We start from the raw sequence: 26,950 nt of genomic DNA on the forward strand, positions 1-26,950 counted from the left end.
CCCAATGGATCAGCCCTTGACGGCTCCCGCGGTCAGACCGCGGACGAAGAAGCGCTGCAGGCCGAAGAACACCAGCATCGGCACGGCGATCGAGACGAAGGCGCCGGCCGGCAGCAGCTCGAAGCCCTGGCCCTGGGTGCCGAGCAGCCCCTGCAGCGTCACGATCACGGTGGAGTTCTCGCCCGAGCCGAGGAAGAGCAGGGCGATCAGCAGGTCGTTCCAGACCCAGATGAACTGCAGGATGCCGAAGGCGGCGATCGCCGGCACCGACATCGGCACGATCAGTTGCCAGAAGGTCTGGAAGTGGGTCGCGCCGTCGATCTTGGCCGACTCGATCACCGAGTTCGGCAGGGTCGCCATGTAGTTGCGCAGCGTGTAGATCGCCAACGGCATGCCGAAGCCGGTGTGCAGGATCCAGACCGCCAGATACTGGCCGTTGATGTTCAGGTTGTTCGGGCCGAGCAGGTCGAGCATCGGTACGAAGGCGACCTGGATCGGCACCACCATGACGGCGACGATCACGATGAACAGGACGTCCCGGCCGGGGAACCTCATGAACGTGAAGGCGTACGCGGCGAAGGCCGCGAACATCAACGGCAGGATGGTCGCCGGGACCGCCACCACGATGCTGTTCAGGAACGAGTTGGCCATCCCGCCGCCCCCGCCGCCGGAGAGCACGTCACGGTAGTTCTCGATCGTCCAGCCGCTGCCGAACGGGTTGAACAGCGCGGTCCACCAGCCGGTCGAGACCTGGTCGTCGACCGGCCGGAAGGACGTGATCAACAGGCCGATGGTCGGAATCGACCAGAGCACGACCAGCAAGATCATGATGATCCAGGCCGGGATGTTCCGCGGCTTGATCGACGGTGCCTCACTCATCGCATGGCCTCCTGTTGACGGAAGGCTCTGACCTGGTAGACCAGCACCGGGGTGATCACGATCAGCAGCACGACGACGATCGCCGAGGCGATGCCGGACTGGGAGTTGGCGAAGATCTCCTGGAAGAACAGGTTCGCGATCACGTTGGTGTCGAACCGGCCGTTCGTCATCACGTACACGATGTCGAAGATCTTCAGGACCAGGATCACCAGAGTGACGAAGACGGTGATCATGGTGCCGCGGATCTGCGGGATGACGATCCGCAGGAAGATCTGGAGCTCGTTCGCGCCGTCGATCCGGCCGGCCTCAATGGTGTCCTCCGGAACCCCCTTGATCGCCGACGACAGCAGCACCATGCCGAACCCGGCCTGGATCCAGATCAGGATCACCATCAGCAGCAGATTGTTCAGCTTCAGCTGGGTCTGGCTGAGCCAGGACACCGGGTCACCGCCGACGCCGGTCACGAGCGCGTTCAGCAGGCCGGTCTGCGGCTGGCCGGGCGGGTTGTACGCGTACATGGCGCCCCAGATGGTCGCCGCGCCGACGAACGAGATCGCCATCGGCAGGAAGATCAGGCTCTTGGTGACGTTCTCCGCGGCGCCAGGCAGCCGGTCGGCGAGCACCGCGACGATGGTGCCGAAGAAGACGACCGCCGCCGGAACGATCAGCAGCCAGAGCAGGTTGTTGATCAAGGACGACAAGAACGCCACATTGGTGAAGATCGAGACGTAGTTCGCCAGCCCGACATAGGCGGTGCTGTCGGCGTTGGCGAAGCTGAAGTTGATCGTCTGGACGGTCGGGTAGAGCAGCATCAGGCCGATCAGACCGACGCCCGGCAGCAGGAAGGCGTACGGCATCAGGCCTGCGGACACCCGCTTCGGCAGTGCCTCGACCAACATGTTGATGAAGTAGAAGACCGCTGCCGCACCGAGCACGCCGAGCACGACGGCCAGCAGTCCCTGCAGCACCTTCGGGAAGAACTGCGGGTAGTAGACGAAGGCCTGGAACAACGACCCGATGCCGGCGATCAACACCCAGATGCCCACTACGGCGATGATCATCCGGAGCACCGCGGGCAGTCGGTGGTCGCGCTGGGCCGGACCTTCCGGCTCTGCCGCTGGGCCCGGGCCGTTAGCGCCTGGTCCGCCCGTGCCCTGGCCGGCCGTGCGCTCTTCGCTCGCCGCGTCCGCGGCTACTTCGGCCACGATGCCTCGATCTCGTCGGTGACCTGCTTGGTCGACTTCGTGTTGCGCACCCACTCGACCATGCCGGTCCAGAACGTCCCCGAGCCGACCGCCTTCGGCATCAGGTCCGAGCCGTCGAACCGGAACACGTCCGCGTCGGAGGCGAACGCCGCGATCTTGCGCGTCGTGTCATCGGGATAGTTGCTCGGATCGAACGTCTTGTGCGGCGACAACCATCCACCGTCGGACGCCCACTCCTTGCCGAACTGGTCCGAGCTGAGGAACTTCATCACCTCGACCGCGTCCGGGTCGTTGCCGTTGAAGAGGCCGGCCAGGTCGCCACCGCCGAGCACCGGGCTGCCGGAGTACTCGCCGTCGTAGCGGGGGAACTTGAACACGTCGACCCGGTTGTCCAGGTCGGCCTGCACCTCCTGGGGGTAGAAGGAGTAGGCGAAGTTGCCCTGCCGGTGCAGCAGGCACTTCGGCGGGTTCTGGAAGGCCGGGTTCATCGCGTCACCGAACGGGGTGTTGATCACGCCGTCCGCGCCACCGAAGACGTTGCCCTCCGTCTTGATCAACTTGCCGAACTCGTCGAACGCCTGTTGGACCCGCTGGTCGTTGAAGGGGATCCGATGGCTGGTCCAGTCGTCGTACACGTCCGGACCCCACATCCGGAGCATGTACTCCTCGATCCAGTCGGTGCCGACCCAGCCGGTCGACTGGTCGGCGTTGAAGCCGATGCACCAGGGAGCGATGCCCTTGCCGCGGATCTCGGCGGCGACCTTGTCCAGGTCCTGGATCGAATCGACGTCGGTGGGATAGCCGTCCTGCGAGTACGCCTTCGGCGCCCAGACCACGCTCTTCACGGCCATCCGCATCGGTGCCCCATACACCCGGCCGTTCAGCCTCGCCGACTCCAGGAAGCCGGGAACCAGGGTGCGGTCGATGGCATCGAAGTCGAGGTACGTGTCGATCGGCGCGATCTCTTTCTGCGCGGCCAGTTCGAGCAGGCCTCCGGGCTGCGGGAAGAGCGCGATGTCGGGCTCGGAACCGCCCTGCACCCGGGTCTTGATGATGGTGGTGAAGTCGGACGAGTCGACGTACTCGATGGTGATGCCGGTGCGCTGCTGGAACTCCTGCAGCGACTTGACGAAGGAGGCCTTCTCCGCGCCACCGAACGCACCGAGGATCTCGACCTTCTTGTCGCCGTCGACGGTGTTGTTGTCGGCGATGCTCTCGCCGCCGCCCGAGCCGCCGTTGCGCGAGCCGGCGTTCGGGTCACGCAGGCAGCCGGCCAGGACGAGCACCAGGACCAGACACCCGGTGATCGCCGCCAACAGTCGTTTCGAATGCGAAGTCATGGTCACGCTCGCTTCCCCACGGGCCCGATCGCCCGCCGGATCGATCAGTCCTCTATCTCTACCCCCATTCCTGGTGGCTGTCCACCGAACGCGCCAAACCAACCTGGGGAATCGCTTCCGCGGCCATTTCATCAAGATCAGCACGCGGTCGACCGTCATGATCGTCTTTCATGATCAACGACCGGTGTAGCCGACCTCGGGCCGGATCCGCAGACCTTGTGGCGTCATCACGAAACCCGCTTCTTGAAGCGCTTTCCGGACCGGTTCGGAGCCGAAGACATGATCACCGTCGGCGCGCTGCACGGTGAGCTTGCCGAGCTGGCCGCGCCGTACCGCGGAGGCCAGCGCGGCCGCGGCCGGCTGGAGTACGTCGGAGTGGTCGGTGAAGCTGAGCAGGGTGCGGCCGCCGCGTTCCACGTAGAAGATCAACTCGCCGGCGACGAGGACGACCAGGGCGCCGGCCTTGCGGCCGGGGCGGTGCCCGGCCCGGTCCGGCCAGCCCAGCGCCGCCCCGTACGGGTTCGCCGGGTCGCAGGCGGAGAGCACGATGGCGTCCGGTTGCTCCGGCTCGGCCGACGCCGCGCGCAGCCGGTCGACGGCGCCGGGCAGCGCGAACTGGGCCGCGCCGAGTCCGTCGATGAAGTAGCCGCGGCGGCACTGGCCGGACTCCTCGAGCATCGCCAGCGCCCGGTAGGCGGCGCCGAACCCGCCCTCGGTGCCCTCCGCGGTGACGGCGCCGCGGGTGACCACGCCGTAGCGGTCCAGCCAGCCGAACACCTGGTCGGTGAACCGGGCCGAGCGATCGGTCTCGGTGCGTTCGACCAGAGACCAGCGGCCGGCGGTGGTGGGGGAGGCGTTGATCCGGGCGGCCACCCGGGCTCGCAACTGGGACCGCAGCTGCCCGCGATGGGTCCGGCTGCGTGGGGCCGGCCGGCTCCGGTGCACGCCGCCGGTGACCCGGGCCCGGACCGGGGCGAACGTGTCGCCGGTGACCAGGCCGGACCAGACCAGCTCCCAGAGCGCGTCCTCGTAGCCGGCGGTCTCGTCGTCGTCGCCGAGCCGGCGGGTCAGTTCACCCAGGAACGACGCACCGCCGGGGTGGAACACCGACAGCAGGGCCAGCGCGCGCTGGTCCTCCGGCTCGCGCCGCGGCGGCGGTGCCTCCAGCCCCGGCAGCAGGAACCGGATCCAGCCGTCCGACTCGCCGATCGCGCCGTCGCCGGCCCAGCTCACCTCGCCGGCCGTGATCAGCTGGTCCAGCAGGGCCGGCTGATAGTCGGCCACTCGGGCCGGCAGGATCACCGACTCGACCGCGCTGGCCGGCACCGGATACCCGGCCAGTGACTCCAGCGCGGCGAGGACGCCCTCGGTGCCCCGTGCGGTCGGCCCGCCGGTCGAGCCGATGCCGTGCCAGTCGATCAGGAACCGCGCGTACGCGACCCGCTCGACCGGCTCGACCTCGCGGCGCAACCGGGCCAGCGTGCGTCGTTTGATCAAGGCCAGCACCCGCTGATGGCAGTACTGCCGCAGGTGCTGCTGTTCGTCACCCAGCTGCAGGAAGTGGCCGGCCACGACCGCTCCGTCGTCGATCAGTCGGCGGCAGGCGTCGGTGACCACGCCGACGGGCAGCCCGTACCGGTCGGCGATCGTCTCGGCGACGAACGGGCCGTGCTGGCGAGCCCAGCGCAGCACCAGGTCGTCCACCGGCTGCGGCACCGGCTCGGCGAACGCGGCGGCGACGCCGGGCGGCACCGGGATGCCGAGGCCGTCCCGCAGCCGCGGCACGTCCTCGATCACCGCGACCAGTTCGGCGCCGGCGATCCGCACCTCGACCAGGCGGCGCGCGGTGATCAACTCCCGGATCGCGCCTTCATGATCGAATTCGGCTCCGCTGCGGTCGGCCAGTTCGTCGGTTCGGAAGGGGCCGGCGGTGCGGATCAGGTCGTACAGCTGTTCCGTGGTGGAGGCCTGGCGCTCCTCGCTGAGCCCCTGCAGGTCGGCCTCGATCTCGGCGATCACCTCGGCGTCGAGCAGCTGTTGCAGGCCGTCCTTGCCCAGCAGTTCGGCGAGCAGGGTCGCATCCAGGGCGAGCGCCGCCGCCTTCTTCTCGGCCAGCGGCACGTCGCCCTCGTAGACGAAGGCGCCGACGTAGCCGAACAGCAGCGAACGCGCGAACGGCGACGGCTCGGCGGTCTCCACCTCGACGACCCGCAGCTCCCGGCTCGCGATCGCCTGCTGGACCTTGATCAACTCCGGCAGCTCGAACACGTCGGTGAGGCATTCCCGCATCGTCTCCAGCACGATCGGGAACTCGGGGTAGCGCGCCGCGACGCCGAGCAGCTGGGCGGACCGCATGCGCTGCTGCCACAGGGGAGAACGGGCCCGCGGATCGCGCCGGGGGAGCAGCAGCGCCCGGGCCGCGCACTCGCGGAACCGGGAGGCGAACAGGGCCGAGCCACCGACCTCGTCGGTGACGATCTGCTCCAGCGCGTCGGGGTCGGTGATGATCAACTCCGCGCCGGGCGGGTCGGCGTCGGTGTCCGGGATCCGGAGGATGATCCCGTCGTTGGTCGCGGTGGCCTGGACCTCGGCGCCGTACCGTTCCCGGGCCGTGTGCTCGATCGCCAGGGCCCACGGGGTGTGCACGCCGAGGCCGAGCGGGGAGTGCAGGCAGACCCGCCAGTCGCCGAGCTCGTCGCGGAACCGTTCGAAGATCACGGTGCGGTCGGTCGGCAGCGCCCCGGTCGCCTGCTGCTGCTCGGTCAGGTAGCCGACCAGGTTGCGCGCAGCGGAGTCGTCCAGCCCGGCCTGGCGCAGCCGGTCGGTGGCCGGCTCCGGCTTCAGCCCGGCCAGTTCCCGGACGAAGCCGCCGAAGGCCGCCCCGAGCTCGGCCGGCCGGGCCGGCGCGTCACCCTTCCAGAACGGCAGCCGGCCGGGCTGGCCGGGAGCCGGCGAGACCAGCACCCGGTCGTGGGTGATCTGTTCCACCCGCCAGCTCGTCGTGCCGAGGGTGAACACGTCGCCCACCCTGGTCTCGTACACCATCTCCTCGTCCAGCTCGCCGACCCGGCGGCCGGGCCCGGTGTCCTCTCCGGACAGGAAGACGCCGAACAGGCCGCGGTCCGGGATGGTGCCGCCGGAGGTGACGGCCAGCCGCTGCGCGCCGGGCCGGGCGCTGAGCCGGTCGGTGTCGCGCTGCCAGACCAGCCGCGGCCGGAGCTCCGCGAAGTCCTCCGACGGATAGCGCCCGCTGAGCATGTCCAGCACGGCGTCGAAGACGCTCCGAGGCAGGTCGGCGAAGTTGGCCGCCCGCCGGGCCAGCCGGTAGACGTCGTCGGCCGCCACCTCGCCGCCGGCGGTGATCGCGACGATCTGCTGGGCCAGCACGTCGAGCGGATTGCGCAGCTCGGCGACGGCCTCGATCGAGCCGGCCCGCATCCGCTCCACGACGACGGCCGATTCGATCAGATCGCCACGGTGGTTGGGAAAGAAGATGCCCCGGGAGACCGCGCCGACCTGGTGACCGGCCCGGCCGACCCGCTGCAGCCCGCTGGCCACCGACGGCGGAGCCTCGACCTGGACGACCAGGTCCACGCTGCCCATGTCGATGCCCAGCTCGAGCGACGAGGTGGCCACCACGCAGGGCAGCCGGCCCGACTTCAGGTCGTCCTCGATCTGCGCCCGCTGTTCCTTGCTCACCGAGCCGTGGTGGGCCCGCGCGACCACCGGCGTCGTCGAACCGTCCCGGCCGGCCGACTCACCCGACTGGGCCATGATCTGGGCCGGCGGCTGATGTGGTTCGGTCGCCTCGCCGAGGCGCTCCGCGTGCAGTTCGTTGAGGTGGGCGGTGAGCCGTTCGGCCAGCCGCCGCGAGTTGGCGAACACCAGCGTCGTCCGGTGCCGGCCGATCAGGTCGAGGATCCGGTTCTCCACGTGCGGCCAGATGGACGGCGGCCGGCGGCTGTCCGCGGCCTCCGGCTCGTCGGAGACCGAAGCCCTCGGCGCGGCCGCGGCCTGCAGGTCGCTCATGTCCTCGATCGGGACGACGATCTCGAGGTCCCACGTCTTGTCCGCCGGCGGTGCGACGACAGTCACCGGCTGATCGCCGCCGAGGAACCGCGCGACCCGCTCGGGCGGTCGTACGGTCGCCGACAGCCCGATCCGTTGCGGCGGCCGCTCGGTCAGCTCGGCCAGCCGTTCCAGCGACAGGGCCAGGTGCGCGCCGCGCTTGGTCCCGGCCAGCGAATGGACCTCGTCGACGATCACCGTACGGACGCCGGTCAGGGTTTCCCGGGCCGCCGAGGTGAGCATCAGGAACAGCGATTCCGGCGTGGTGATCAGGATGTCCGGCGGCCGGGTGACCAGCTTCCGGCGGTCCGACGCGGTGGTGTCGCCGGACCGGATCCCGACCGTCACACCCGGGGCCGGTTCGCCCAGCCGGGCCGCGGTCCGGCCGATCCCGGCCAGCGGCGCCCGCAGGTTGCGCTCGACGTCGACCGCCAGCGCCTTCAGCGGCGACACGTACAGCACCCGGCATCGTTCCTTGACCGGCGGCTCCGGCTCCCGGATCAGCCCGTCCAGCGCCCAGAGGAAGGCGGCCAGGGTCTTGCCGGAGCCGGTCGGCGCGATCACCAGCGCGTTCTGCCCGGCCGAGATCGCCGACCAGGCACCCGCCTGGGCCGGCGTCGGCGCGGCGAAGACGTCGGTGAACCAGGCCGCGGTCGCCGGGGCGAACGCGGCCAGCGGATCGGGGACCTGCTCGGACATGGTCCCCATCCTGCACCCGACCGCTGACAGCGGTCGGGCTACCGGACGCCGGCGATGATCTGGGCGATCGCGTGATGGTCCACGCAGTCCTTGACGACCTCGCCGGAGAACTGGGAGACCGTGACCGGTGCCCGATCCGCCACCTGGACGACGTAGACGAACGACAGCGACGGCTGCTCCGTCGAGGCGCAGGGCTCGGTCCGCAGGATCAGCCGGAGCGCGTCCAGAGCCGGTGCCGTCAGCGTCACCTCAGTCTGCTCACCCGCGTCGTCGGTCTCCAGCATGGTGCCGTCCGGTCGGACCTCCCACTGGGTGCCGACCCGTTGGCCGTCGGACTCCTGATGCACGACGACCTTCGGCAGGTCCGGCTGGCCACTGGGCAGCTTCGCCTCGAACTGGGCGTGCGAGAAGAGGTAGGGCTTGATCATCGTCAGGAACTCGTCGAGCGCGGGCCGATCGTTGTTCGTGCACGGCAGATCGACGCTGAGACCGCCCATCCGGAAGGCGTACCCGGTGTCGTTGCTCACCCTGTCGCAGACCCGGGACTCGATCTTGTCCAAGGGACGCGTCAGGTCACGCTGGAAGTCATCCGACCCGACCAGCGACCGCAGCCGTTCCATCAGCTGCGGGTCGAGCCTCCCGCCGGTTCCGCCGCCGCTGGACACCTGCACGGCGGCACCGTCGGTGAACACCCGCAGCTCCTCCCAGATGGCGCCGGACAGGTAGTTGGTCACCGTGAAATCGCCGAACGGCTCGTTCGGCGCCGGCTGGGAGCCGGCGGGCCGGAACGCCGTCGGCACCAGGGAGCATCCGGACGCCAGACCTGCCGTCATTCCGATGGCGAGCCGGCCCAAGGTCCGTCGGGTCAACATCTGGGCAATACCTCCACAAGGAACGGATCTGATGATCCGGCAGTCTGTTCCGGCTCTCTGACGCGGCGCTGACGCGGCGCCACGGACGGTGTCGCGATCATGGTCCCGGCCAGGGCGAACGGGATCGCTCGCCGATCTTCCTGGGGGTCGGTGGCGGCGCCAGTGGGTCGGGCGTTGCCGTTTTGATGCTGATCAATCTGTTGGATTAAGGGCGACGCGAACGGAATGAACCCTTTAAGCTACGGCGGGTACCCAGGTCTCTCGAGGAGGACGTATGCGCCCCACCCGTACTGTGGTCGCTCTGCTGGCTGCGGTGAGTCTGTTGCTGGCCGGCTGCTCCGGCGGCCGGAATGCCCAGCAGGGCGGACCGAGCACCGATCCGGGCGTGCAGCTCGACCAGGACGGCTATGCGGTGGTCACCGGCGAGGCGAAGAAGGGCGGCGTGGTCCGGGTGCTCGGCCAGCCCGAGTTCTCCCACCTCGACCCGTCGATGGGCAACGACGGCGGCGTGAACAACTTCTACCGGCTGATCTATCGCACCCTGGTCACGGCGGCCAACGAGCCCGGTCCGGGCGGCACCAAGATCGTTCCTGATCTTGCGACCGACACCGGCCGGCCGAACGAGGACGCCACCGAGTGGACGTACACCTTGAAGGACGACATCTTCTTCGAGGACGGGACGCCGATCACCGCCAAGGACTTCAAGTACGGTCTCGAGCGGTCGATGGACCCGGCGCTGCGAATCGGCTCGGACTTCCACATCCAATACCTGGAAGGGGCCTCGGACTACAAGGGCATCTACTCCGACCCGAAGGGGCTGGAGTCGATCGAGGTCGTCGACGAGAAGACGATCACCTTCCACCTGAACCGTCCGGTGGCCTACTTCCCGGTGGTCGCGATGACGCCGCCGTTCACGCCGTTCCCGGCCGGCAAGGTGGCCAACGTCCGGGCGATCGACGAGAAGCCGATCGCCTCGGGGCCGTACAAGCTCGAAAGCTACCAGCGCGGCTCGAAGTTGATCTTGGTCCGGAACGAGCAGTGGAAGCCGGAGACCGACCCGGTCCGGCCGGCGCTGCCGGACGGGTACGAGTTCCTGTTCGGCATCGACGCGGCCACGGTGGACGACCGGATGCTCGCCGGACAGGGCGAGGACGCGAACGCGGTCGGCGTCTACTCGATCCAGCCGGCGACGCTGGCCAAGATCCAGACCCCGGAACTCAAGGCTCGTACCATCCGTGATCATCCGAGCTGCACGTTCTATCTCTACCTGAACATGTCGAAGAAGCCGCTGGACGACCTCAAGGTCCGGCAGGCGATCAACTACGCGGTCGACAAGCAGAGCGTGATCACCGTGACCGGCGGTCCGCTGGTCACCCAGCCGGCCACCGACATGTTGCTGCCCAGCGTGCCGGGCCGGGAGGAGTTCGACCTGTTCCCGACGCCGGAGTTCAAGGGCGACGTGGAGAAGGCGAAGCAGCTGCTCGCCGAGGCCGGCCATCCGGACGGGTTCAAGGTCACCATGGACGTCCGCGGGCTGCCGAAGTGGCAGGCGCAGTCCGAGGCGATCCAGGCCTCGCTGGCCAAGGTTGGGATCGACGCGACGCTGAACGTGATCGACGCCTCCACCTACTACGAGGTGATCCAGACGACCGCCAAGCAGAACGAGATCGGGATCACCGGCTGGTGCGGCGGCGGGCAGACCGGTGAGACCCTGCTGTCTCCGCTGTTCGACGGCAAGCGGCTGTACCCGACCGGCAACAACAACAACAGCCAGCTGGACGATCCCAAGATCAACGCCCGCTTCGAAGAGATCGCCAAGATGAGCAACATCGACGAGCAGAACGCCGCGGTGGCCCAGCTGAACAAGGAGATCATGGAGCTCGCGCCGGTGGTGCCGCTGGTCCGGGACACCCCGCTCCAGCTGATCGGCCCGAACATCGGCGGGGCCTTCGCCCACGCGGGCATGACCGGGTACGTCGACCTGACCTCGCTCGGCCTGAAGAACCCGTGATCCACCGAGTCAGCGACAGGTGAGCACCCCGACCCGGCTGACCGGCCCGGGGCCGGACAGCGACGGCGCGGGCGGACCGGGTCTGGCGGCGCCCGGCCTGCCGCGGCGTCGCCGGCTGCCCGGGCTGCTGCTGTCCCGGCCGGCGACGGTGATCAGCCTGATCTTCCTCGCCCTGCTGGTGCTGATGGCGATCTTCGCCCCGGTGCTGACGGCGATCTCGGGCCATGATCCGTACGCCTTCGACGAGGACGCGATCGACCCGAGTCTCGGCGGGCTGCCGATCGGCCCGCTGGGCGGCATCTCGGCCGAGCACTGGTTCGGCGTCGAGCCGCTGAACGGCCGGGACATCTTCGCCCGGATCGCTTACGGGGCTCGGTTCTCGCTGAGCATCGCGGTGCTGGCGACGGTGCTCACGGTGGCGATCGCGGTGCTGCTCGGCACCGTCGCCGGCTATGCCGGCGGAGTGGTCGACACGGTGATCGGCCGGGTGATGGACTTCCTGATGGCGTTCCCGTCGCTGATCTTCATGATCGCGATCCTGTCGGCGGTGCCGCAGGCGAACCGGATGGTCATGCTGGTCACCGTGCTCAGCCTGTTCGGCTGGCCGCAGCTGGGCCGGGTGGTCCGGGCCCAGGCGATGTCGCTGCGGCAGCGGGAGTTCGTCGAGGCGGCGGTGGCGTCCGGGGCGGGGCCCTTCCGGATCGTGTTCGCCGAGGTGATCCCCAACCTGTCCGGGACGATCATCGTGGTGGCGACGCTGATGCTGCCGCAGTACATCGCCACCGAGGCCGGGCTGAGCTTCCTCGGCGTCGGCGTCCGGCCGCCCGATCCGTCCTGGGGCCAGATGATCGCCGGCGCGGTCCAGTGGTCCGCCACGAACCCCATGTTCTTCGCCATTCCCGGCCTCTTCCTCACCTGTACGGTGCTGTCCTGCATGGTGATCGGTGATCACGTGCAGCGGATCATGGCCCGGCGGGAAGGGGCCTGATCATGATCAGTTACGTACTGCGCCGGATCGGCTGGGCCCTGCTCACCCTGTTCGGGGTCTGCCTGTTCACGTACGCGATCTTCTTCCTGCTGTCGCCCGACCCGGCGGTGCTGATCTGCGGCCAGACCTGCTCCCCGGAACGGATCGCGACGATCCGTGATCAACTCGGGCTGGACCAGCCGTTCTGGATGCAGTTCGGGACCTTCCTGCTCGGCCTCGTCGCCGGTCGCTGGTACGGCAGCGGACCGGGCGGCGTGCACTGCGCGGCGCCCTGTCTCGGGCACAGCTTCCAGAGCGGGCAGAACGTCGGCACCATGATCGGCGAACGGATCGAGGTGACGGTCACCCTGGCCGTCGGCGCCGCGCTGCTCTGGCTGGTCTGGGGTCTGCTGTCCGGCGTGCTCAGCGCGCTGCGGGAGGGGACCTGGGTCGACCGCTCGTTCAACGCGGTGGCGCTGGCCGGCATCGCGCTGCCGAACTACTTCGTCGCCCTGGTGCTGCAGTTCGTGCTGGTGGTGCAGCTCGGCGTGCTGCCGTTCCCGACCACGGTCCGGTTCAGCGAGGACCCGGCGTTGTGGTGGGACAGCTATCTGATGCCGTGGATCGTGCTGGCGCTGATGTACGCGGCGATGTACACCCGGCTGACCCGGTCCAACGTGCTGGACACGCTGGGCGAGAACTACGTCCGGACCGCGCGGGCCAAGGGGCTGCCGCCGGTGACCGTGGTCGGCAAGCACGTGCTGCGGCCGTCGCTGACGCCGATCATCACGATCTTCGGGATGGACGTGGCGACGCTGATGGGAGGCGCGTTGATCACCGAGTCAGTGTTCGGGTTGAACGGGATCGGCAAGATGGCCCGGGACGCGATCAGCACCAACGACCAGCCGGTGATCATGGGCTTCACGCTGGTCGCCGCGTTCTTCGTGATCACCGCGAACATCGTCGTCGACCTGCTCTACTCGGTGCTCGACCCCAGGATCCGGGTGCGTTCCGCATGAACCAACTGATCACCGTGGAGGACCTGACCATCCAGTTCCCGACCGCGGACGGGACGCCGGCGATCGTCGTGGACGGCCTGTCGTTCACGGTCGAGTCCGGCGAGGCGCTGGGCCTGGTCGGCGAGTCCGGCAGCGGCAAGTCGATGACCGCGCTGGCGATCATGGGCCTGCTGCCGCCGACCGCACTGGTCACCGGCTCGATCCGGCTGACCGGACCGGGCGGCGAGGAGCTGGAGCTGGTCGGCCGGTCCGACCGGCAGCTGCGGCGGATCCGCGGGATGCGGATCTCGATGGTGTTCCAGGACCCGCTGTCGTCGCTGAACCCCTACTACACCGTCGGTGATCAGGTCGCCGAGGCGTACCGGGCGCACCGCGGTGGGTCGCGCGCCGACGCCCGGAAGGCGGCGATCGCGGCCATGGAGCGGGTCCACCTGCGGGACCCGGCGCGGACGTACCACAGCTATCCGCACCAGTTCTCCGGCGGCATGCGGCAGCGGATCATGATCGCGATGGCGCTGGTCTGCGAGCCGGAGCTGGTGATCGCCGACGAGCCGACGACGGCACTGGACGTGACGGTGCAGGCGCAGGTGCTGGAGCTGATCAAGGAAGTCCGGGAGACGACGAAGGCGAGCCTGCTGTTCATCACCCATGATCTTGCCGTGGTGAGCCGGGTGACCGACCGGGTGCTGGTGCTGAACCAGGGCGTCCGGCAGGAGCTGAGCACGACCAGGGAGCTGTTCACCGACCCGCAGTCGGCCTACACCAAGATGCTGATCGACGCGACGCCGCGGCTCGTCGATCCCGGCCAGGGCGGAGGGGACGCGTGACGGCCACCACGACGCCGCCGGTGATCTTGGCCGCGGAGAACCTGATCAAGGACTACCGGGTAGCCCTGCGCGGCCGAGTGCTGACCAGCCGGCGCACGTTCCGGGCGGTCGACGACGTCTCGCTGGAGATCCTGGAGGGCCAGACGGTCGGCCTGGTCGGGGAGTCCGGGTCCGGCAAGTCGACCACGGCCCGGATGATCGGCCGGCTGATCGATCCGACCAAGGGTCAGGTCCGGATCGGTGAGCAGTACGTCACCCGGGCCACCGGCCCGGCCCTGCGGGAGTTCCGGCGCAGCGTCCAGTTCGTCTTCCAGGATCCCTTCTCCAGCTTGAATCCGCGGCAGAACGTCGAGCAGCTGGTGTCGGCGCCGCTGCGCTACCAGGGGATCTCGTCACTGGCCGCGGCGGTGCCGCGGGTGAAGGAACTGATGGAGCGGGTCGGGCTGAACCCGGACCACTCGCAGCGCTACCCGGCCCAGTTCTCCGGCGGCCAGGCGCAACGGATCGGCATCGCCCGGGCGATCGCCTGCAACCCGCGGGTGATCATCTGTGACGAACCGGTCTCCGCCCTCGACGTGTCGGTGCAGGCGCAGGTGCTCCGGCTGCTCACCGAGCTGCAGGCCGACTTCGGCTTCAGTTACCTGTTCATCTCCCATGATCTTGCGGTGGTACGGCAGGTGGCGCACCGGGTCTGCGTGATGCAGGACGGCAAGATCGTCGAGCAGGGCGAGCGGGACCAGATCTTCGCCGAGCCGCGGCACGACTACACGCGGACCCTGCTGGCCGCGGTACCGACCATCCCGCCCGAGTGGGAACGCGAGCGACGATCCAGGAGAGAGTGATGACCGAGCCATCGGGGACCGGGCCGACCGGGGACGCAACCCTGCAACGGTTGTACGCGGACGAATGGGCCTGGCGCACCGGCGAACTCGGCCACGGCAGCTGGCGGTCGACCGAGACGGATCCGTTCCTGCCGGACGTCGGGCCGTCGGCCCAGGAAGGCCGGCAGCGGCGCTGGGAGGAGACCCTGGCCGCGGTCCGGCAGATCGACCCGGCCACCCTCTCCGAGGCCGAGCGGACCAATCAGGCCGTCTACGACAACCAGCTGCAGACCTTGATCAACCGGCAGCGGTTCCGGACCTGGGAGGCGCCGGCCAACGCCGACAGCTCGTTCTGGAACGACCTGATCGACCGCGGGCGCCGGCCGATCACCGAGCTGGATCAGGCCGAGCGCTGGCTGAGCCAGCTCGAGCACGTACCGGCCTACCTGGAGCAGCAGCTGGAGAACCTGGGCGCCGGTCTGGCCCGCGGCTTCGGCCCGCCCAAGATCACCATGACCGGCCGCGAGACGACCGCCCGGACCATCGCCGAGGCCACCGACCCGGCCACCCTGCCGTTCGTCACCACTTTGGACGGGCTGACCGGACCGCGGGCGGAATCCCTGCGGGCGCAGGCGATCCGGCTGGTCGGGGAGCAGGTCCAGCCGGCCTTCCGCGGGCTGGTCGACTACCTCACCGAGACCTATCTGCCGAACCTGCCGGAGGCGATCTCCGCCGTCGAGATCGCCGGCGCCGACTACTACGCCGCCCAGCTGCGCGAATACACCACTCTCGACCTGACGCCCGAGGAGATCCACGAGATCGGGCTGCGCGAGGTGGCCAAGATCAGGACCGAGATGCGGGTGATCGCCGAGCAGACCGGCTTCGGCGGCGACGTGGACGCACTGCTGGCGTTCATGCGGACCGATGATCAGTTCTACGTCGACGAGCCGCGGGAACTGCTCCGCGAGGCGGCCTGGCATGCCAAGAAGTTCGACGCGGTGGTGCACCGCTACTTCGGCCGGGTGCCGCGGCAGCGGTTCGCGATCGTCGAGGTGCCGCCGGACCTGGCGCCGTTCTACACCTTCGGCCGCGGCGGGGTGGACCGCTACCTGCTGAACACATACGGCCTGCGCGAGCGGCCGCTCTACTCGCTGCCGGCGCTCACCCTGCACGAGGCCGCCCCCGGCCACGCGTTCCAGATCCCGCTGGCGCTGGAGCAGCAAGATCATCCCGAGTTCCGCCGGAACGACTACCTGTCCGCCTACGGCGAGGGCTGGGCGCTCTACACCGAGCGGCTCGGCGTCGAGATGGGGATGTACGAGACCCCGTACGAACTGATGGGCATGCTCGGCTACCAGATGTGGCGGGCGGTCCGGCTGGTGATCGATCCGGGCCTGCACGCCCTCGGCTGGTCCCGGGACCGTGCTCAGGCGTTCCTTCGGGACAACACGGCGATCGGCGGCCACGAGGTGATCACCGAGGTGGACCGCTACATCGCCTGGCCCGGGCAGGCCTGCGCCTACTATCTCGGCCAGCTGGAGATCCTGGATCTCCGGGCCCGGGCCGAACGGGAGCTCGGCGACGCGTTTGATCTTCGGCACTTCCATGATCAGGTTCTGTCGCTCGGCTCCGTACCGCTGCAGGTGTTGCGGACCGAGGTCGAGCGCTTCATCGCCCGGGGAGGCACGTCCCCGTACCCGACGCCAGACCTCACACAGTGACGGTCGAAACCTCGCCGTCACGTACCCCTGTCAGTCGAGCAAGATCGTCGGGTTCGCTGGTCAACAACTGATCGCCCGGCCTGGTGAGCATCGCCACGAGCGCATCGACGACATCCGATGATCCGGCTCTGCCGAGAAGGGCTCCGGCCGCCTTGGCATCATCCAGGCCGACCTCGCGAACATCGACGCGGGCCAGGAACTGCGCCAAGCGGACTTGTCGACTTCCGTGACGCCAAACCTGTCCCACCACGGGCGCTGTGGTGATCACGTCCGCACCCGCGCGGCGACCCAGCAGGATGAGGCCCGCGATCCGCCGGTCGGCTCGGTCGACAGCGATCAGGGCCCCGGCGTCGAGGACGAGATTCATGCAGCCGTCGACTTGACGCTCCGCGCCGCGGGTGCGGGAGGCAGGTAGGGAACTCCCGCGTCCTGGGCGAGGGCCTTGAGCTCGTCTTCGGTGAACGTGCCGTGTTCCGCCTGGTACTCACTCAGCCAGGCGTCGATCAACTGGCCTCGCGCCCATGCCGCCAGCGCGGTCGTCACGACGGCCGAGAACGGCAGGCCGAGCTGGTCGGCCTCGTCGGCAATGAGTTGGCGTAGCTCCTCCGGCAGCGTGATCGTGACGCGAGACGTTGTCATACCAATGAGTGTACCTCGATATGCGCCTTGGCTGATCAGATCCAGCCGTGCCGGCGGGCGACCTTGATCGCCTCGTGCCGGTTGCCGGCGCCGAGCTTCGAGGTGGCCGAGGACAGGTAGTTGCGGACGGTGCCGACCGACAGGTGGCTGCGGGCGGCGATCTCCTCGGCGTCGGCGCCCTCGGCGGCGAGCTCCAGCACGTCCGCCTCCCGGGGCGACAGCGGGGACTCGCCGGCCGCGATCGCGTCGGCGGCCAGGTCGGAGTCGACGTAGCGGCCGCCGGCGGCGACGGTCCGGATCACCTCGGCCAGCACCCTGGCCGAGGTCGTCTTCGGGACGAACCCACGCACCCCGGCGGTCAGCGCGGCCTTCAGGTAGCCGGGCCGGCCGTGGCTGGTCACGATCACCAGGCCGCAGCCGGGCTGCTCGGCGGCCAGCCGGCGGGCGGTCTCGATGCCGTCCAGGCCGGGCATCTGCAGATCGAGCACGGCGACGTCCGGGTGCACCTTGGCGGCCACCGCCAGCGCCTCGGTTCCGGAGGCGGCCTGGCCGACCACCTCAAGATCATCGACCAGGTCGAGCAGCGTGGCGAGCGCGTCCCGGATCAGGTTCTCGTCGTCGGCCAGCAGTACCGTGATCATGAAACTTCCTTGGTGGGCAGGGTGACCAGCAGCGTGAAGGTAGCACCCGAGCGGCGCCGCTCGACGACTCCGCCGAGCGGCTCCAACCGTTCGGCCAGGCCGAGCAGGCCGGAGCCGGTGTCGCCGGGGTCGGCGTCGACACCGTTGTTGATCACTTCCAGCCGGGACCAGGCGCTGGCCCGGGTGATCGAGATGGTGCACTGGGTGGCGGCGGAGTGCCGGATCACGTTGGTCACCGCCTCGCGGACCGCCCAGCCGAAGGCCGTGGCCGCCTGGTCCGGCAGCTCCAGGTCCTCGCCGAGCACGGCGCAGCTGATGCCGGCGGAGTCGAGCAGGGCCCGGGCGCCGCGGAGTTCCTGACCGAGATCGGCCTGCCGGTAGCCGGCCGCGACCGCGCGCACCTCGGCCAGCGAGTTCTGTGCCAGCTGGCGTACCTCCAGCATCGTCGCGGTGGCGTCGTCCGGCCTACGTCCGGTCAGTTCGGCGGCCAGTTCGCTCTTCACCGCGACCGTGGCGAGCACCCGGCCGAACACGTCGTGCACGTCCCGGGAGAACCGCAGCCGTTCCTCGGCCACCGCCAGCCGGGCCGCGGTGCCGCGGGCCCGGTCCAGCTCCCGGACCACCCGGATCATCCAGGCCGAGGAGCCGTACACGCCGAGCCAGAGCGGGAGGCTGACCACCGCGCCGAACCCGCCGACGACTGCGGCGGGACCGCCGTACGGCAGCCGGACGCCGATCATGATCACCACACAGCCGAGTCCCATCAGCAGGATCGAGCGGGGACGCAGGACCGGCACCCAGCTGGCGGGAGGGCCGGCGATCACCAGCAGCTGGGCGGCGAAGATCATCGGATCGAAGAGCAGGCCGGGCCGGTCCGGAGCCCAGGTCAGCCCGAGCAGGATCAGGGCCGCGACACCGCAGAGGACCTGGGCCGCGGCGAGGGGCGGCAGGATCCGGTCACCGGCCAGCGTGCGGCGCAGCATGATCAGGTTGAGCACCGTCTCCGCGACGTGCGGCAGCAGGGCGGCCCAGGCCGGCCAGCCGATCGGGTCGCCGGTCGCCAGCTGGGCGGCGTAGAAGAGTGGCGGCAGGGCGGACAACGGATAGAGCGACCAGCGCATGTACGCGTCGAACCGCTCCGGCTGACTGCGCTCCCGCCAGGGCTTGATCGGCCACCTCACCCGGCCCACCTTTCCATCAAGGTGGGGCGGGATCCGAATCAGCGCTGTTCCGGCGGTTCTCCGGGCAGGTCGCGGAGGAAGCGGGACGACCGGCCGGACTGGTCGACGTAGCCGAGACTGCGGTAGAACGCGTGGGCGTCGCGGCGGCGGTCCGAGCTGGTGACCTCCATCCGGACGCAGCCGCGGCTGCCGGCGAAGGCCTCCGCCTCCGCGACGAGCCGGCTGCCCAGGCCGATCCCGCGGGCCTCCAGCGAGACGACCAGGGCCACGATCCGGGCCCAGGAGCCGTCGCGTTCCAGGAACGGGCAGCAGTGCACCGCGACGACGCCGAGCACGGTGCCGTCCACCTCGGCGACGTACGCAGCCCCGTCCGGGTGGTCCGCCCAGGACTTGAGCCGGGCCGCCGTGTTCCCGGGAACCTCCTGCGGATACCCCAGCTGGTGCAGCAGTTCGTCGATCGTCGCGGCATCGTCGGGATGGGCCGGTCGGACGTGCATGCCTTCCTTCCTTTCGGGTCAGGCGACGGGGAAGTCGTAATAGGTGTCCGGATGGGGCTCGTCGCGCAGCGTGTAGTGCCACCATTCGCGATCGTAGGCATCGAAACCGCAGGACCACATGATCGACCGGAGGTACTGGCGGTTCCGGGCCTCGGCCTCGGTGATGCCGGCCGCCCCGTGGTGCGAGACGGCATCCATCAGATCATGATCACCACCCATCGGTACGGGTTCGCCGGTGGCGAGCCGGACCAGCGTCAGGTCGATCGCGCTGCCGCGGGTGTGGCCGGACCGGGCGGCGACGTAACCGTGCTCGAACAGCTCCGACCGGTCCAGGTTCGGATGGTGCCGCGCCTTCGTCCGGTCGTCCTCCGGCAGCCGCGACCAGCGCAGGAAGGCGTCGACGGCCCGCTGCGGCCGGTACCCGTCCCAGAGCAGCAGCCCGAAGCCGATCGAGGCCGCCTTCTCGTGCGCCTGATCGAGGGCGACGCAGAGCGCCTTGGTGCCGATGATCCGGTTCGCCCGATAGCCCTCCACCGGTGCGCCGGTGAAGTTGTCGCCGGTGGCGTACCGGGCGTCCCACCGGATTCCGGGTACGGCCTCGTCGACGTAGACGAAGTCGTCGATCATCGCCCGTTGCCGGCGAGGGCCAGCGCCACCAGCCGATCGATCAACTCGGTCATCGACATCCCGGCGGCGGCCATCATCCGCGGATAGCGGCTGTACGAGGTCAGGCCGGGCAGGGTGTTGACCTCGTTCAGCACGGCCCGCCCGTCCTCGGTGAGGAACAGGTCCACCCGGGCCAGCCCGCGGCAGCCGAGAGCCCGGTAGATCGCCTTCGCGGTTTCCTTGATCAACTCCTGCGACTCGACCGGGATGTCGGCCGGGACGATGAACGACGCGTTCTCCGAACCGGTCTCCGGGCTCTCCTCCTGATGGATCTTGAAGAAGCCGTGGGTCAGCGCGACCCGGTCCACCTCGCCGGTGATCAACTCGCCGTCGTTGCCCAGCACGGCGCAGCCGATCTCGCTGCCGACCACGGCCTCCTCGATCACGACCTTGCCGTCGAACTCGCGCGCCGTCGCCAGCGCGTCGGCCAACTCGTCCGGACCGGCCACCTTGCTGACCCCGAACGAGGAACCGGACCGGGCCGGCTTCACGAAGACCGGATAGGGGAGCGCGGCGGCGTCCGGCTCCTCGCCGGCGGGCAGGATCCAGAACTTCGGGGTGGCGATCCCGGCGTGGCCGACCACCGCATAGGTGAGCGGCTTGTCGATGCAGAGCGCGGAACTGGGGATGTCGCAGCCCGCGTACGGAAGCCCGGCCAGTTCGAGCAGGCCCTGGATCGCGCCGTCCTCGCCGTGCCGGCCGTGCAGCACCGGCAGCACGGCGTCGAGCGGGATCGTCTCGTACCGGTCCTGGTGCAGCACCAACAGCCCGGGCGCCGTCCGGTCCGGCGAGAGCACGACGGGGCGGCCGTTGCCGTCGTCCCAGCCGTCCTCGGGCCCGTCGCAGAGCAGCCAGCCGCCGCTCTTGGTGATGCCGATGAAGTACGGCTCGTACTTCTCCTGGTCGAGGTTCTTGGCGACCTCCCGGGCGGACTTCACGGAGATCGGATGCTCCTCGAACGGCCCGCCGAAGACGATGCCGAGCTTCAACTTAGCCATGCTGACTCCTGCTCTCGAATTCCAGACAATTGATCATTGAGTTCTCGACCGTGTCCCGCAGGGCATGGTCGGTGTAGTAGGCGGTGTGCGGGCTGATGATCACGTTCGGCAGGGCCTGCAGCCGCAGCAGTTGATCACTGCCGACCGGGCCGCCGCTGCGGTCGGCGTAGAAGATCCCCTCCTCGCCCTCCAGGACGTCCAGCGCGGCCCCGCCCAGCCGGCCGCTCTCCAACGAGGCCAGCAGTGCCGCGGTGTCGAGCAGCCCGCCGCGGCCGGTGTTGATCACGTAGGCGCCGGGCTTCAGGGTCGCGATCCGGTCCTGATCAAGGAGGTGGTGCGTCTGGTCGGTCAGCGGGGTGTGCAGGGTGACCAGGTCGCTCTGCCGCAGCAGGTCCGGCAGCGGCACGTACTCGCCGCTGATCATGGGCTCGCCGCTGATCATGGCGTCGCCGGTGATCTTGGGCCGGAGGTCGTACGCCAGCGTCCGGCAGCCGAAGCCGCGCAGCCGCTGCAGCACCGCCGTCCCGATCCGCCCGGTCCCGATCACGCCGACGGTCAGGTCGCGCAGCTCCCGGCCCCGGGTCTCGTGCAGTCGGTAGTCGTGCAGGTCGGTCCGGCGGATCATGGCCTTCGCGTTCCGGACCGCCATCAACATCAGCATCAGCGTGTAGTCGGCGACGCTGTCCGGCGAGTAGGCCACGGTGCCGACCGTGATCCCGATCCGGGCCGCGTAGTCGACGTCCAGGTGATTGCAGCCGATGCTCCGGGTGGACAGGTAGCGGACCCCGAGCCGGCGGAGGGCGAGCAGGGTGGACGGCGTGATCGGGGTCTTGTGGCCGACGCTGATGCAGCGCCGGCCGTGGGCCAGGGCGCTGTTGTCCTCGGACACCGGCTCGTCGGTGAGTTCCACGGCGACGCCGAGTCGCGGCGCCAGGGCGCGGAACAGGTCCGCCTCGTCCGGCCCGCAGCCGTACACGGTCAGACCCACCTTCCGCGCCACCGGAGCCGGCGACCGGCGCACTGTTTCGCTGAAGGTCATGCCCGTCATTGAAGACAGCGGCGTGTTGCCGGCACGTATCCGGTTTTCGATACGCCGGCGATACACCCCGTTGCCGAGGCTGACGCGCATGATTCCTCTCAGTCTCGGCGAGCTCGCCGCCGTCATCGGCGGCACGGTCAAGGGCGACGCGGCGATCACGGTGACCGCGCCGGCCGTGCTGGACGGCCGGCAGGCCGAACCCGGCGGCCTGTTCGTCGCCTTCGCCGGGGAACACGTCGACGGCCACGACTTCGCCGAGCAGGCGGGCCGGGCCGGTGCGGTGGCCGTGCTCGGCTCCCGGCCGACCGACCTGCCGACCGTCGTCGTCGAGGACGCCCAGGCGGCGCTGCAGACCCTGGCCGCCCACGTCGTCCGGCAGTTCCGGGACGGTCTGACCGTGGCCGGCGTGACCGGTTCGCAGGGCAAGACCAGCACCAAGGACCTACTCACAGCGGTGCTGGCCAGTGCCGGCCCGACGATCGCCACGATCGGCTCCCGGAACAACGAGCTCGGCGTACCGCTGACCATGCTGCGCGCCGATCCGGCGACCCGGTTCCTGGTCCTCGAGATGGGAGCCCGGCACATCGGCCAGATCGCCGACCTGACCGGGCTGGTGGCGCCCGACCTCGCCGTCGTGCTCAACGTCGGCCGGGCCCACCTCGGCAAGTTCGGGTCGCGCGGCGGCATCGCCAAGGCCAAGGGCGAACTCGTCCAGGGACTGGCGCCGGGCGGCACCGCGATCCTGAACGCCGACGATCCCCGGGTGGTCGCGATGCGCGCGCTCACCGACGGGCCGGTGCTGACCTTCGGACTGGCCGAGCACGCCGACGTACGGGTGATCGACCCGACCCTGGACCGGCTGGCCCGGCCGACCTTCGAGCTGCGCACGGCCCGGGCGTCGGCCCGGGTCACGCTGCCGCTGTTGGGCGCCCACCAGGCCCTGAACGCGGCCGCGGCCGCGGCAGCCGGACTGGCGGCCGGACTGTCTCTGGACCAGGCCGCGGCGGCGCTGGCCGACGCGAAGCTGTCGAAGTGGCGGCTGGAGCTGCACGAGCTCGCCGGCGGCGCGACCATGATCAACGACTCCTACAACGCCCACCCGGAATCGGTGCTGGCCGGGCTGGACGCGCTGGCGGCGGTCGAGGGCGGGCGCCGGATCGCCGTGCTCGGCGCGATGCTCGAACTCGGCGACGAGAGCGACGCCGAGCACCGGTCCGTGGGGGAGTACGCCGCGGACCGGGCCGACGTGGTCGTCGCGGTCGGCGAACTCGCCCGGCCGATCGCCGACGGGGCCCGGGCGGCCGCCGGCGATGCGGGCGAGCGGGCCGTGGCGCTGGCGGACAACGATGCCGCGGTCGACTGGCTCCGCCGGAATCTCGGCGCCGGTGACGTGGTGTTGATCAAGGCCTCCCGCGGCGCCAACCTCGACGAGGTCGCCGCCGCGCTAGTGTCCTGAGCGCCGGCGCGCCATCCACCAGGAGAACGCCCGGTAGATCACCGGGCGCAGCGGCAGGTCCCATTCGCCGACGTACCGGACGGCCTGGCCGCCGGTGCCCACCTTGAACTGGATCAGCCCGACGTGCGGGTCGTCCGCGTCCAGCGTCGGCGTGATGCCGCGCAGGTCGTACACGTCGCAGCCGGCCACCAGCGCGTCCCGGATCATCTCCCACTGGCAGGCGTTGGAGCCGCGCACCTCGCGCTTCTCGGTCGACGACGCGCCGTACGAGTACCAGGCGTGGGCGCCGACCCGGGCGCCGAGGGTGGCGGCGACCAGCTCGCCGCGATGCCGGGCCAGGTAGAGCCGGATCCGGTCCGGGTCCTCGGCACTCAGCTCGGCGTACATGGTCTCGAAGTAGTGCAGCGGCCGGGGCGTGAACCGGTCCCGTTCGGCCGTGTGCACGTAAAGATCATGGAACGCCTTCAGCTCCCGGTCGGCCGCGTCGCCGGCGACCGTCACCTCGACGCCCTCCTTGGCCGCCTTCTTGATGTTCCGCCGCCAGAGCTGGTTCATGCCGCGCAGCACGTCGGCCTCGGTCCGGCCGGCCAGCGGGAGCTCGTACCGGAACTGCGGCTGGCCGGCGCCGAAGCCGGTCTCCGGGTTCTGCGGCAGCCAGCCGGCGTCGTTCAGCCAGCCGGCCACCCGGGCGCCGACCGGATCGGCCGCCTCGCCGGGCACCTGGGTGAGTCGGGTGACGCCGGGGTCGGCGACGCCCGCCTTGACCTGGGCCGCGGTCCAGGTGTTCGTCCGGACCGGCGGCACCAGCCGGATCGCGAACGCACCGCGGGCGATCAGGTAGGCGGCCAGCGGGTCGAGCCAGGCGTCCAGGTCGCCGGTCCAGTCGATCACCGGCCCGTCCGGCAGGTACGCCAGCGTGAAGCGCTCCAGCCGCGGCACCGGGCGGTGCAGGACCAGAGCGGATCCGACCAGCCGGCCGTCGTCGTACCAGCCGAGGGATTCGCTGCGCCACTCGGTCTTGACCCGTCCCCAGGCCGGGGTCTGCAGGAAGCTGACCGACCGCTGGGCCCGGATGAACTGCAGGTGCTCGGTGGGACTGATCGGAGCGACGGTCAGAGCCATGCCGGCCAGCCAACCGGGCCGGGCGTTCTCGGGGCGTATCCGGTTTTCGATACGCCCGCGATATGCCCGGCGTGGTGGAAGGGTTCAGGCCGATCGGACGCCGCGGAAGATCGAACAGGTGCCGAAGCCCCAGCGGGCCCTGACCTCGGCGGTCCGGGCGACGTCGGCGAAGCCCAACGACCGCAGCCGGTCCGGGATCCGGTCGTCGGCGCCGGCCCGGATCCGTTCCGGCATCGGGCCGTGGCCGCCGCCGGTGAAGTCGAGCAGGTGCAGCTCCCCGCCGGGCCGGAGCACCCGGAGCGCCTCCCGCAGCGCACCGTCCTTCCCGGCCTCGTCGAGGTGGTGGAACATCAGCGACGACAGCTCCCGGTCCTGACTGCCGTCCGGGTACGGCAGGGCGTCCGCGTAGCCCACGTCGAGCCGGACCGCGAGGCCGCGCCGGGCGACCTTGCGCCCCGCGTTGGCGAGCGCGATCCGGTCCGGGTCGAGCCCGGTCAGCGTCGCGCCGGGATGCTGCCGGGCCGCCCGGATGATCAGGTTGCCGGTGCCGCACCCGATCTCCAGCACCGCCAGGCCGGGCGTGATCGCCGCGCTGTCGAGCAGAGTCCGGTGCATCCGCGGGACGCCGGCCAGCCAGCCGGTGAAGTCGTACACCGGGAGCAGGCGCTGCTGGCCCATCGCGGGAATGAAGTGGCGGTGTTCGTGGACCTGGTCGGACATGGTCACTGCTCCTCGTGTGGGACGATCATCGGGTGGTAGCGACGAGTCTTTCCGGTGGCATGGAACCAAACCATGGATCATTGCCCGTAAGGGGTGGACGATCTTTCGCTTCCGAGAACACGGGCCGGCAGATCGCCGGGCGGCCCGTGTACGGCTATCGCAGGGTGCCCGGGCTGCCGCCGGTCGGCGTCTACCGGCAGCACCGCTCGGAATTGCCGGACCGGGCCCTGCCGCACGCCCACGACTTCCTGGTGCTCGGCTTCGTCGTCACCGGCAGCCAGCTGGTCCGGCTGGACGGCCGGGACTGGCGGCTGCGGCCCGGGGACCTGTTCCTGGTCGCGCCCGGCGAGGTGATCGACGTCGAGCACGGGGGACCGGACCGGCCGGCGCCGGAGGGCGACCTCGAGGTGTGGACCGCGTTCTTCCCGCCCGACGCCGTCGACGCCAGCGCGCTGCGCGCCTGGCATGATCATCCGCTGCTCGCTCCCTTCGTCCGGGCCGGCGGCGGTCTGCAGCGGATCCCCGTACCGGAAGGGAATCGGGCCGAACTGGCCGAACGGTTCGGGGCGCTGGAACGGGAGCTGCGGGACCGCCGGGAGGGCTTCGCCGAGGCCGCGCTGGCCCAGCTGACGCTGCTCCTGGTCGACGTCCTGCGGCTGGCCGCCGACGTGGCCGGCGGGCTGCGGCTGCGCGACGAACCCCTGCTGGCCGACGTGTTCGCCGTGATCGAGGAGCGCTACGCCGAGCCGATCTCGCTGCGCGACGTCGCCGACGCGGTCGCGATCACCCCGGCGCACCTGACCACCGTGGTCCGGCGGCGGTCCGGCCGGACCGTGCAGCAGTGGATCACCGAGCGACGGATGATCGAGGCCCGCCGGCTGCTCGCCGAGACCGACCTGACCGTCGCCGCGATCGCCGGCCGGCTCGGGTTCGGCGACCCCGGCTACTTCACCCGGGTCTTCCGGCGCGAACACGGCGTGCCGCCGCAGACCTGGCGGGACGCCTGATCCTGGTCACTCGCCGGGTGCCAGCATCTCCGCATAGACCGCGACGCCGGCCACGTGATGGGTCACCTCACGGAGGGTCCAGACCTCGGCGGCCGGCCGCAGGTCGAGCTCGGCGTCGCCGATCGTGGCCAGCCGGGCCCGGTAGCAGGCAGCGAGCCGGGTCAGCCGGCTGGTCGCCTCGTCCAGGTCGAGCTCGGTGAACCGGGCGAAGTCGGCGTCCGTGGTCACCATCCGGCCGTGCCAGCGGTCGGGGATGGTCGGCAGGCCGGCGAGCCGGCACTCGAGCTCGGCCAGGTGGTCGAGCAGATGATCGGCGACCCGGCGCAGTGCCTTGTGCGGCGTCCACGCGTTGCCGTCGCGGTACACCGGCCGGCCGTCCCAGCCGAGCCACTCCTCGGCTGCTTTGAGTACGGTCGCGACCGCGGCGTCGATCAGGTCCGCCGGGTCCCGGTCATCGGGCGTCACCGGCGTCGCGTAGTCGAAGGTCTCCCGGGTCAGATGTCTCACCATGCCGGGAACGCTAGGCCGGTGACCTTTCGGCCGGCACCGAATGAT

The 26,950-nt window shown here is 70.2% G+C and carries 24 protein-coding genes; 8 read left to right on the forward strand and 16 right to left on the reverse strand.

All coding sequences use genetic code 11. From position 1 onward, the window contains the following. Positions 1-9 precede the first annotated feature (9 nt). The 5 genes from ACFQU4_RS35865 to ACFQU4_RS35885 form a co-directional block, all read right to left on the reverse strand. On the reverse strand, positions 10-879 hold the full coding sequence (locus ACFQU4_RS35865; protein ID WP_377501586.1) for a carbohydrate ABC transporter permease: 870 nt from the start codon (positions 877-879) through the stop codon (positions 10-12). Next, positions 876-1,940: a carbohydrate ABC transporter permease gene (locus ACFQU4_RS35870; RefSeq protein WP_377501588.1), complete on the reverse strand. Its 1,065-nt coding sequence runs from the start codon at positions 1,938-1,940 to the stop codon at positions 876-878. The genes ACFQU4_RS35865 and ACFQU4_RS35870 overlap by 4 nt, the downstream gene beginning before the upstream one ends. Positions 1,941-2,071: 131 nt before the next feature. Further along, entirely contained in the window at positions 2,072-3,424 is a 1,353-nt protein-coding gene (locus ACFQU4_RS35875; RefSeq protein ID WP_377501589.1) for an ABC transporter substrate-binding protein, read from the reverse strand. A gap of 174 nt (positions 3,425-3,598) precedes the next feature. Beyond that, complete coding sequence (locus ACFQU4_RS35880) at positions 3,599-8,200, reverse strand: ATP-dependent helicase (RefSeq protein WP_377501591.1); 4,602 nt, start codon at positions 8,198-8,200, stop codon at positions 3,599-3,601. Positions 8,201-8,229: 29 nt separating this feature from the next. Continuing rightward, positions 8,230-9,063 carry a hypothetical protein gene (locus tag ACFQU4_RS35885; RefSeq protein WP_377501593.1) on the reverse strand — a complete coding sequence of 278 codons (834 nt, stop codon included), beginning with the start codon at positions 9,061-9,063 and terminating at the stop codon, positions 8,230-8,232. Positions 9,064-9,337: 274 nt separating this feature from the next. Between ACFQU4_RS35885 and ACFQU4_RS35890 the strand changes: the two genes are divergently transcribed. From ACFQU4_RS35890 to ACFQU4_RS35915, 6 genes are read left to right on the forward strand one after another with little or no spacing between them, the layout of a single operon-like run. Then, on the forward strand, positions 9,338-11,074 hold the full coding sequence (locus ACFQU4_RS35890; protein ID WP_377501595.1) for an ABC transporter substrate-binding protein: 1,737 nt from the start codon (positions 9,338-9,340) through the stop codon (positions 11,072-11,074). 19 nt (positions 11,075-11,093) lie between these two features. Next, the gene (locus ACFQU4_RS35895; RefSeq protein ID WP_377501597.1) at positions 11,094-12,062 is read left to right on the forward strand and encodes an ABC transporter permease; all 969 of its coding nucleotides are present in this window, start codon (positions 11,094-11,096) and stop codon (positions 12,060-12,062) included. Between the two features lie 2 nt (positions 12,063-12,064). Further along, positions 12,065-13,060: an ABC transporter permease gene (locus ACFQU4_RS35900; RefSeq protein WP_377501599.1), complete on the forward strand. Its 996-nt coding sequence runs from the start codon at positions 12,065-12,067 to the stop codon at positions 13,058-13,060. Further along, positions 13,057-13,887: an ABC transporter ATP-binding protein gene (locus ACFQU4_RS35905; RefSeq protein ID WP_377501601.1), complete on the forward strand. Its 831-nt coding sequence runs from the start codon at positions 13,057-13,059 to the stop codon at positions 13,885-13,887. The genes ACFQU4_RS35900 and ACFQU4_RS35905 overlap by 4 nt, the downstream gene beginning before the upstream one ends. After that, positions 13,884-14,729: an ATP-binding cassette domain-containing protein gene (locus tag ACFQU4_RS35910; protein WP_377501603.1), complete on the forward strand. Its 846-nt coding sequence runs from the start codon at positions 13,884-13,886 to the stop codon at positions 14,727-14,729. Before ACFQU4_RS35905 ends, ACFQU4_RS35910 begins: the two co-directional genes overlap by 4 nt. Continuing rightward, positions 14,729-16,429 carry a DUF885 domain-containing protein gene (locus ACFQU4_RS35915; RefSeq protein ID WP_377501605.1) on the forward strand — a complete coding sequence of 567 codons (1,701 nt, stop codon included), beginning with the start codon at positions 14,729-14,731 and terminating at the stop codon, positions 16,427-16,429. The genes ACFQU4_RS35910 and ACFQU4_RS35915 overlap by 1 nt, the downstream gene beginning before the upstream one ends. Here ACFQU4_RS35915 and ACFQU4_RS35920 read toward each other — a convergent pair. Genes ACFQU4_RS35920 through ACFQU4_RS35955 form a run of 8 tightly spaced genes read right to left on the reverse strand, consistent with a single transcriptional unit; the run spans position 16,419 to position 22,090 of the window. Further along, positions 16,419-16,796, reverse strand: coding sequence for a hypothetical protein (locus ACFQU4_RS35920; RefSeq protein ID WP_377501607.1), 378 nt, complete (start codon positions 16,794-16,796; stop codon positions 16,419-16,421). The genes ACFQU4_RS35915 and ACFQU4_RS35920 overlap by 11 nt on opposite strands. After that, positions 16,793-17,068 (reverse strand): hypothetical protein, encoded by a 276-nt coding sequence (locus tag ACFQU4_RS35925; RefSeq protein WP_377501609.1) that lies wholly within the window; start codon positions 17,066-17,068, stop codon positions 16,793-16,795. Before ACFQU4_RS35925 ends, ACFQU4_RS35920 begins: the two co-directional genes overlap by 4 nt. A gap of 35 nt (positions 17,069-17,103) precedes the next feature. Next, positions 17,104-17,709: a response regulator gene (locus tag ACFQU4_RS35930; protein ID WP_377501611.1), complete on the reverse strand. Its 606-nt coding sequence runs from the start codon at positions 17,707-17,709 to the stop codon at positions 17,104-17,106. After that, on the reverse strand, positions 17,706-18,890 hold the full coding sequence (locus ACFQU4_RS35935) for a sensor histidine kinase (RefSeq protein ID WP_377501613.1): 1,185 nt from the start codon (positions 18,888-18,890) through the stop codon (positions 17,706-17,708). Before ACFQU4_RS35935 ends, ACFQU4_RS35930 begins: the two co-directional genes overlap by 4 nt. A gap of 38 nt (positions 18,891-18,928) precedes the next feature. Further along, positions 18,929-19,387, reverse strand: coding sequence for a GNAT family N-acetyltransferase (locus ACFQU4_RS35940; RefSeq protein WP_377501615.1), 459 nt, complete (start codon positions 19,385-19,387; stop codon positions 18,929-18,931). Positions 19,388-19,405: 18 nt separating this feature from the next. Continuing rightward, a complete protein-coding gene (gene vanX / locus ACFQU4_RS35945) occupies positions 19,406-20,014 on the reverse strand; it encodes a D-Ala-D-Ala dipeptidase VanX (RefSeq protein WP_377501617.1) in 609 nt (202 codons plus the stop codon). Further along, positions 20,011-21,051 (reverse strand): D-alanine--(R)-lactate ligase, encoded by a 1,041-nt coding sequence (vanA, locus tag ACFQU4_RS35950; RefSeq protein WP_377501619.1) that lies wholly within the window; start codon positions 21,049-21,051, stop codon positions 20,011-20,013. Before vanA ends, vanX begins: the two co-directional genes overlap by 4 nt. Then, the gene (locus ACFQU4_RS35955) at positions 21,044-22,090 is read right to left on the reverse strand and encodes a D-isomer specific 2-hydroxyacid dehydrogenase family protein (RefSeq protein ID WP_377501621.1); all 1,047 of its coding nucleotides are present in this window, start codon (positions 22,088-22,090) and stop codon (positions 21,044-21,046) included. Before ACFQU4_RS35955 ends, vanA begins: the two co-directional genes overlap by 8 nt. Before the next feature lie 88 nt (positions 22,091-22,178). Here ACFQU4_RS35955 and murF point away from each other — a divergent pair, with 88 nt between their 5' ends. Beyond that, entirely contained in the window at positions 22,179-23,546 is a 1,368-nt protein-coding gene (gene murF / locus ACFQU4_RS35960) for a UDP-N-acetylmuramoyl-tripeptide--D-alanyl-D-alanine ligase (RefSeq protein ID WP_377501623.1), read from the forward strand. Here murF and ACFQU4_RS35965 read toward each other — a convergent pair. Together ACFQU4_RS35965 and ACFQU4_RS35970 are read right to left on the reverse strand one after the other, a co-directional pair. After that, entirely contained in the window at positions 23,535-24,668 is a 1,134-nt protein-coding gene (locus ACFQU4_RS35965) for a lipid II:glycine glycyltransferase FemX (protein WP_377501625.1), read from the reverse strand. The two genes, murF and ACFQU4_RS35965, sit on opposite strands and share 12 nt — an antisense overlap. 84 nt (positions 24,669-24,752) lie before the next feature. Beyond that, positions 24,753-25,388 (reverse strand): class I SAM-dependent methyltransferase, encoded by a 636-nt coding sequence (locus tag ACFQU4_RS35970; protein WP_377501627.1) that lies wholly within the window; start codon positions 25,386-25,388, stop codon positions 24,753-24,755. Between the two features lie 80 nt (positions 25,389-25,468). Here ACFQU4_RS35970 and ACFQU4_RS35975 point away from each other — a divergent pair, with 80 nt between their 5' ends. Further along, positions 25,469-26,395, forward strand: coding sequence for an AraC family transcriptional regulator (locus ACFQU4_RS35975; RefSeq protein ID WP_377501629.1), 927 nt, complete (start codon positions 25,469-25,471; stop codon positions 26,393-26,395). 6 nt (positions 26,396-26,401) lie between these two features. On the opposite strand, the gene ACFQU4_RS35980 is transcribed toward ACFQU4_RS35975, so the two are convergent. Continuing rightward, a complete protein-coding gene (locus tag ACFQU4_RS35980) occupies positions 26,402-26,905 on the reverse strand; it encodes a hypothetical protein (protein WP_377501631.1) in 504 nt (167 codons plus the stop codon). Between the last annotated feature and the right edge of the window lie 45 nt (positions 26,906-26,950).

It is taken from the genome of Microlunatus sp. GCM10028923, assembly GCF_042666975.1.
In the GTDB taxonomy this organism is placed as follows: domain Bacteria; phylum Actinomycetota; class Actinomycetes; order Propionibacteriales; family Propionibacteriaceae; genus Microlunatus.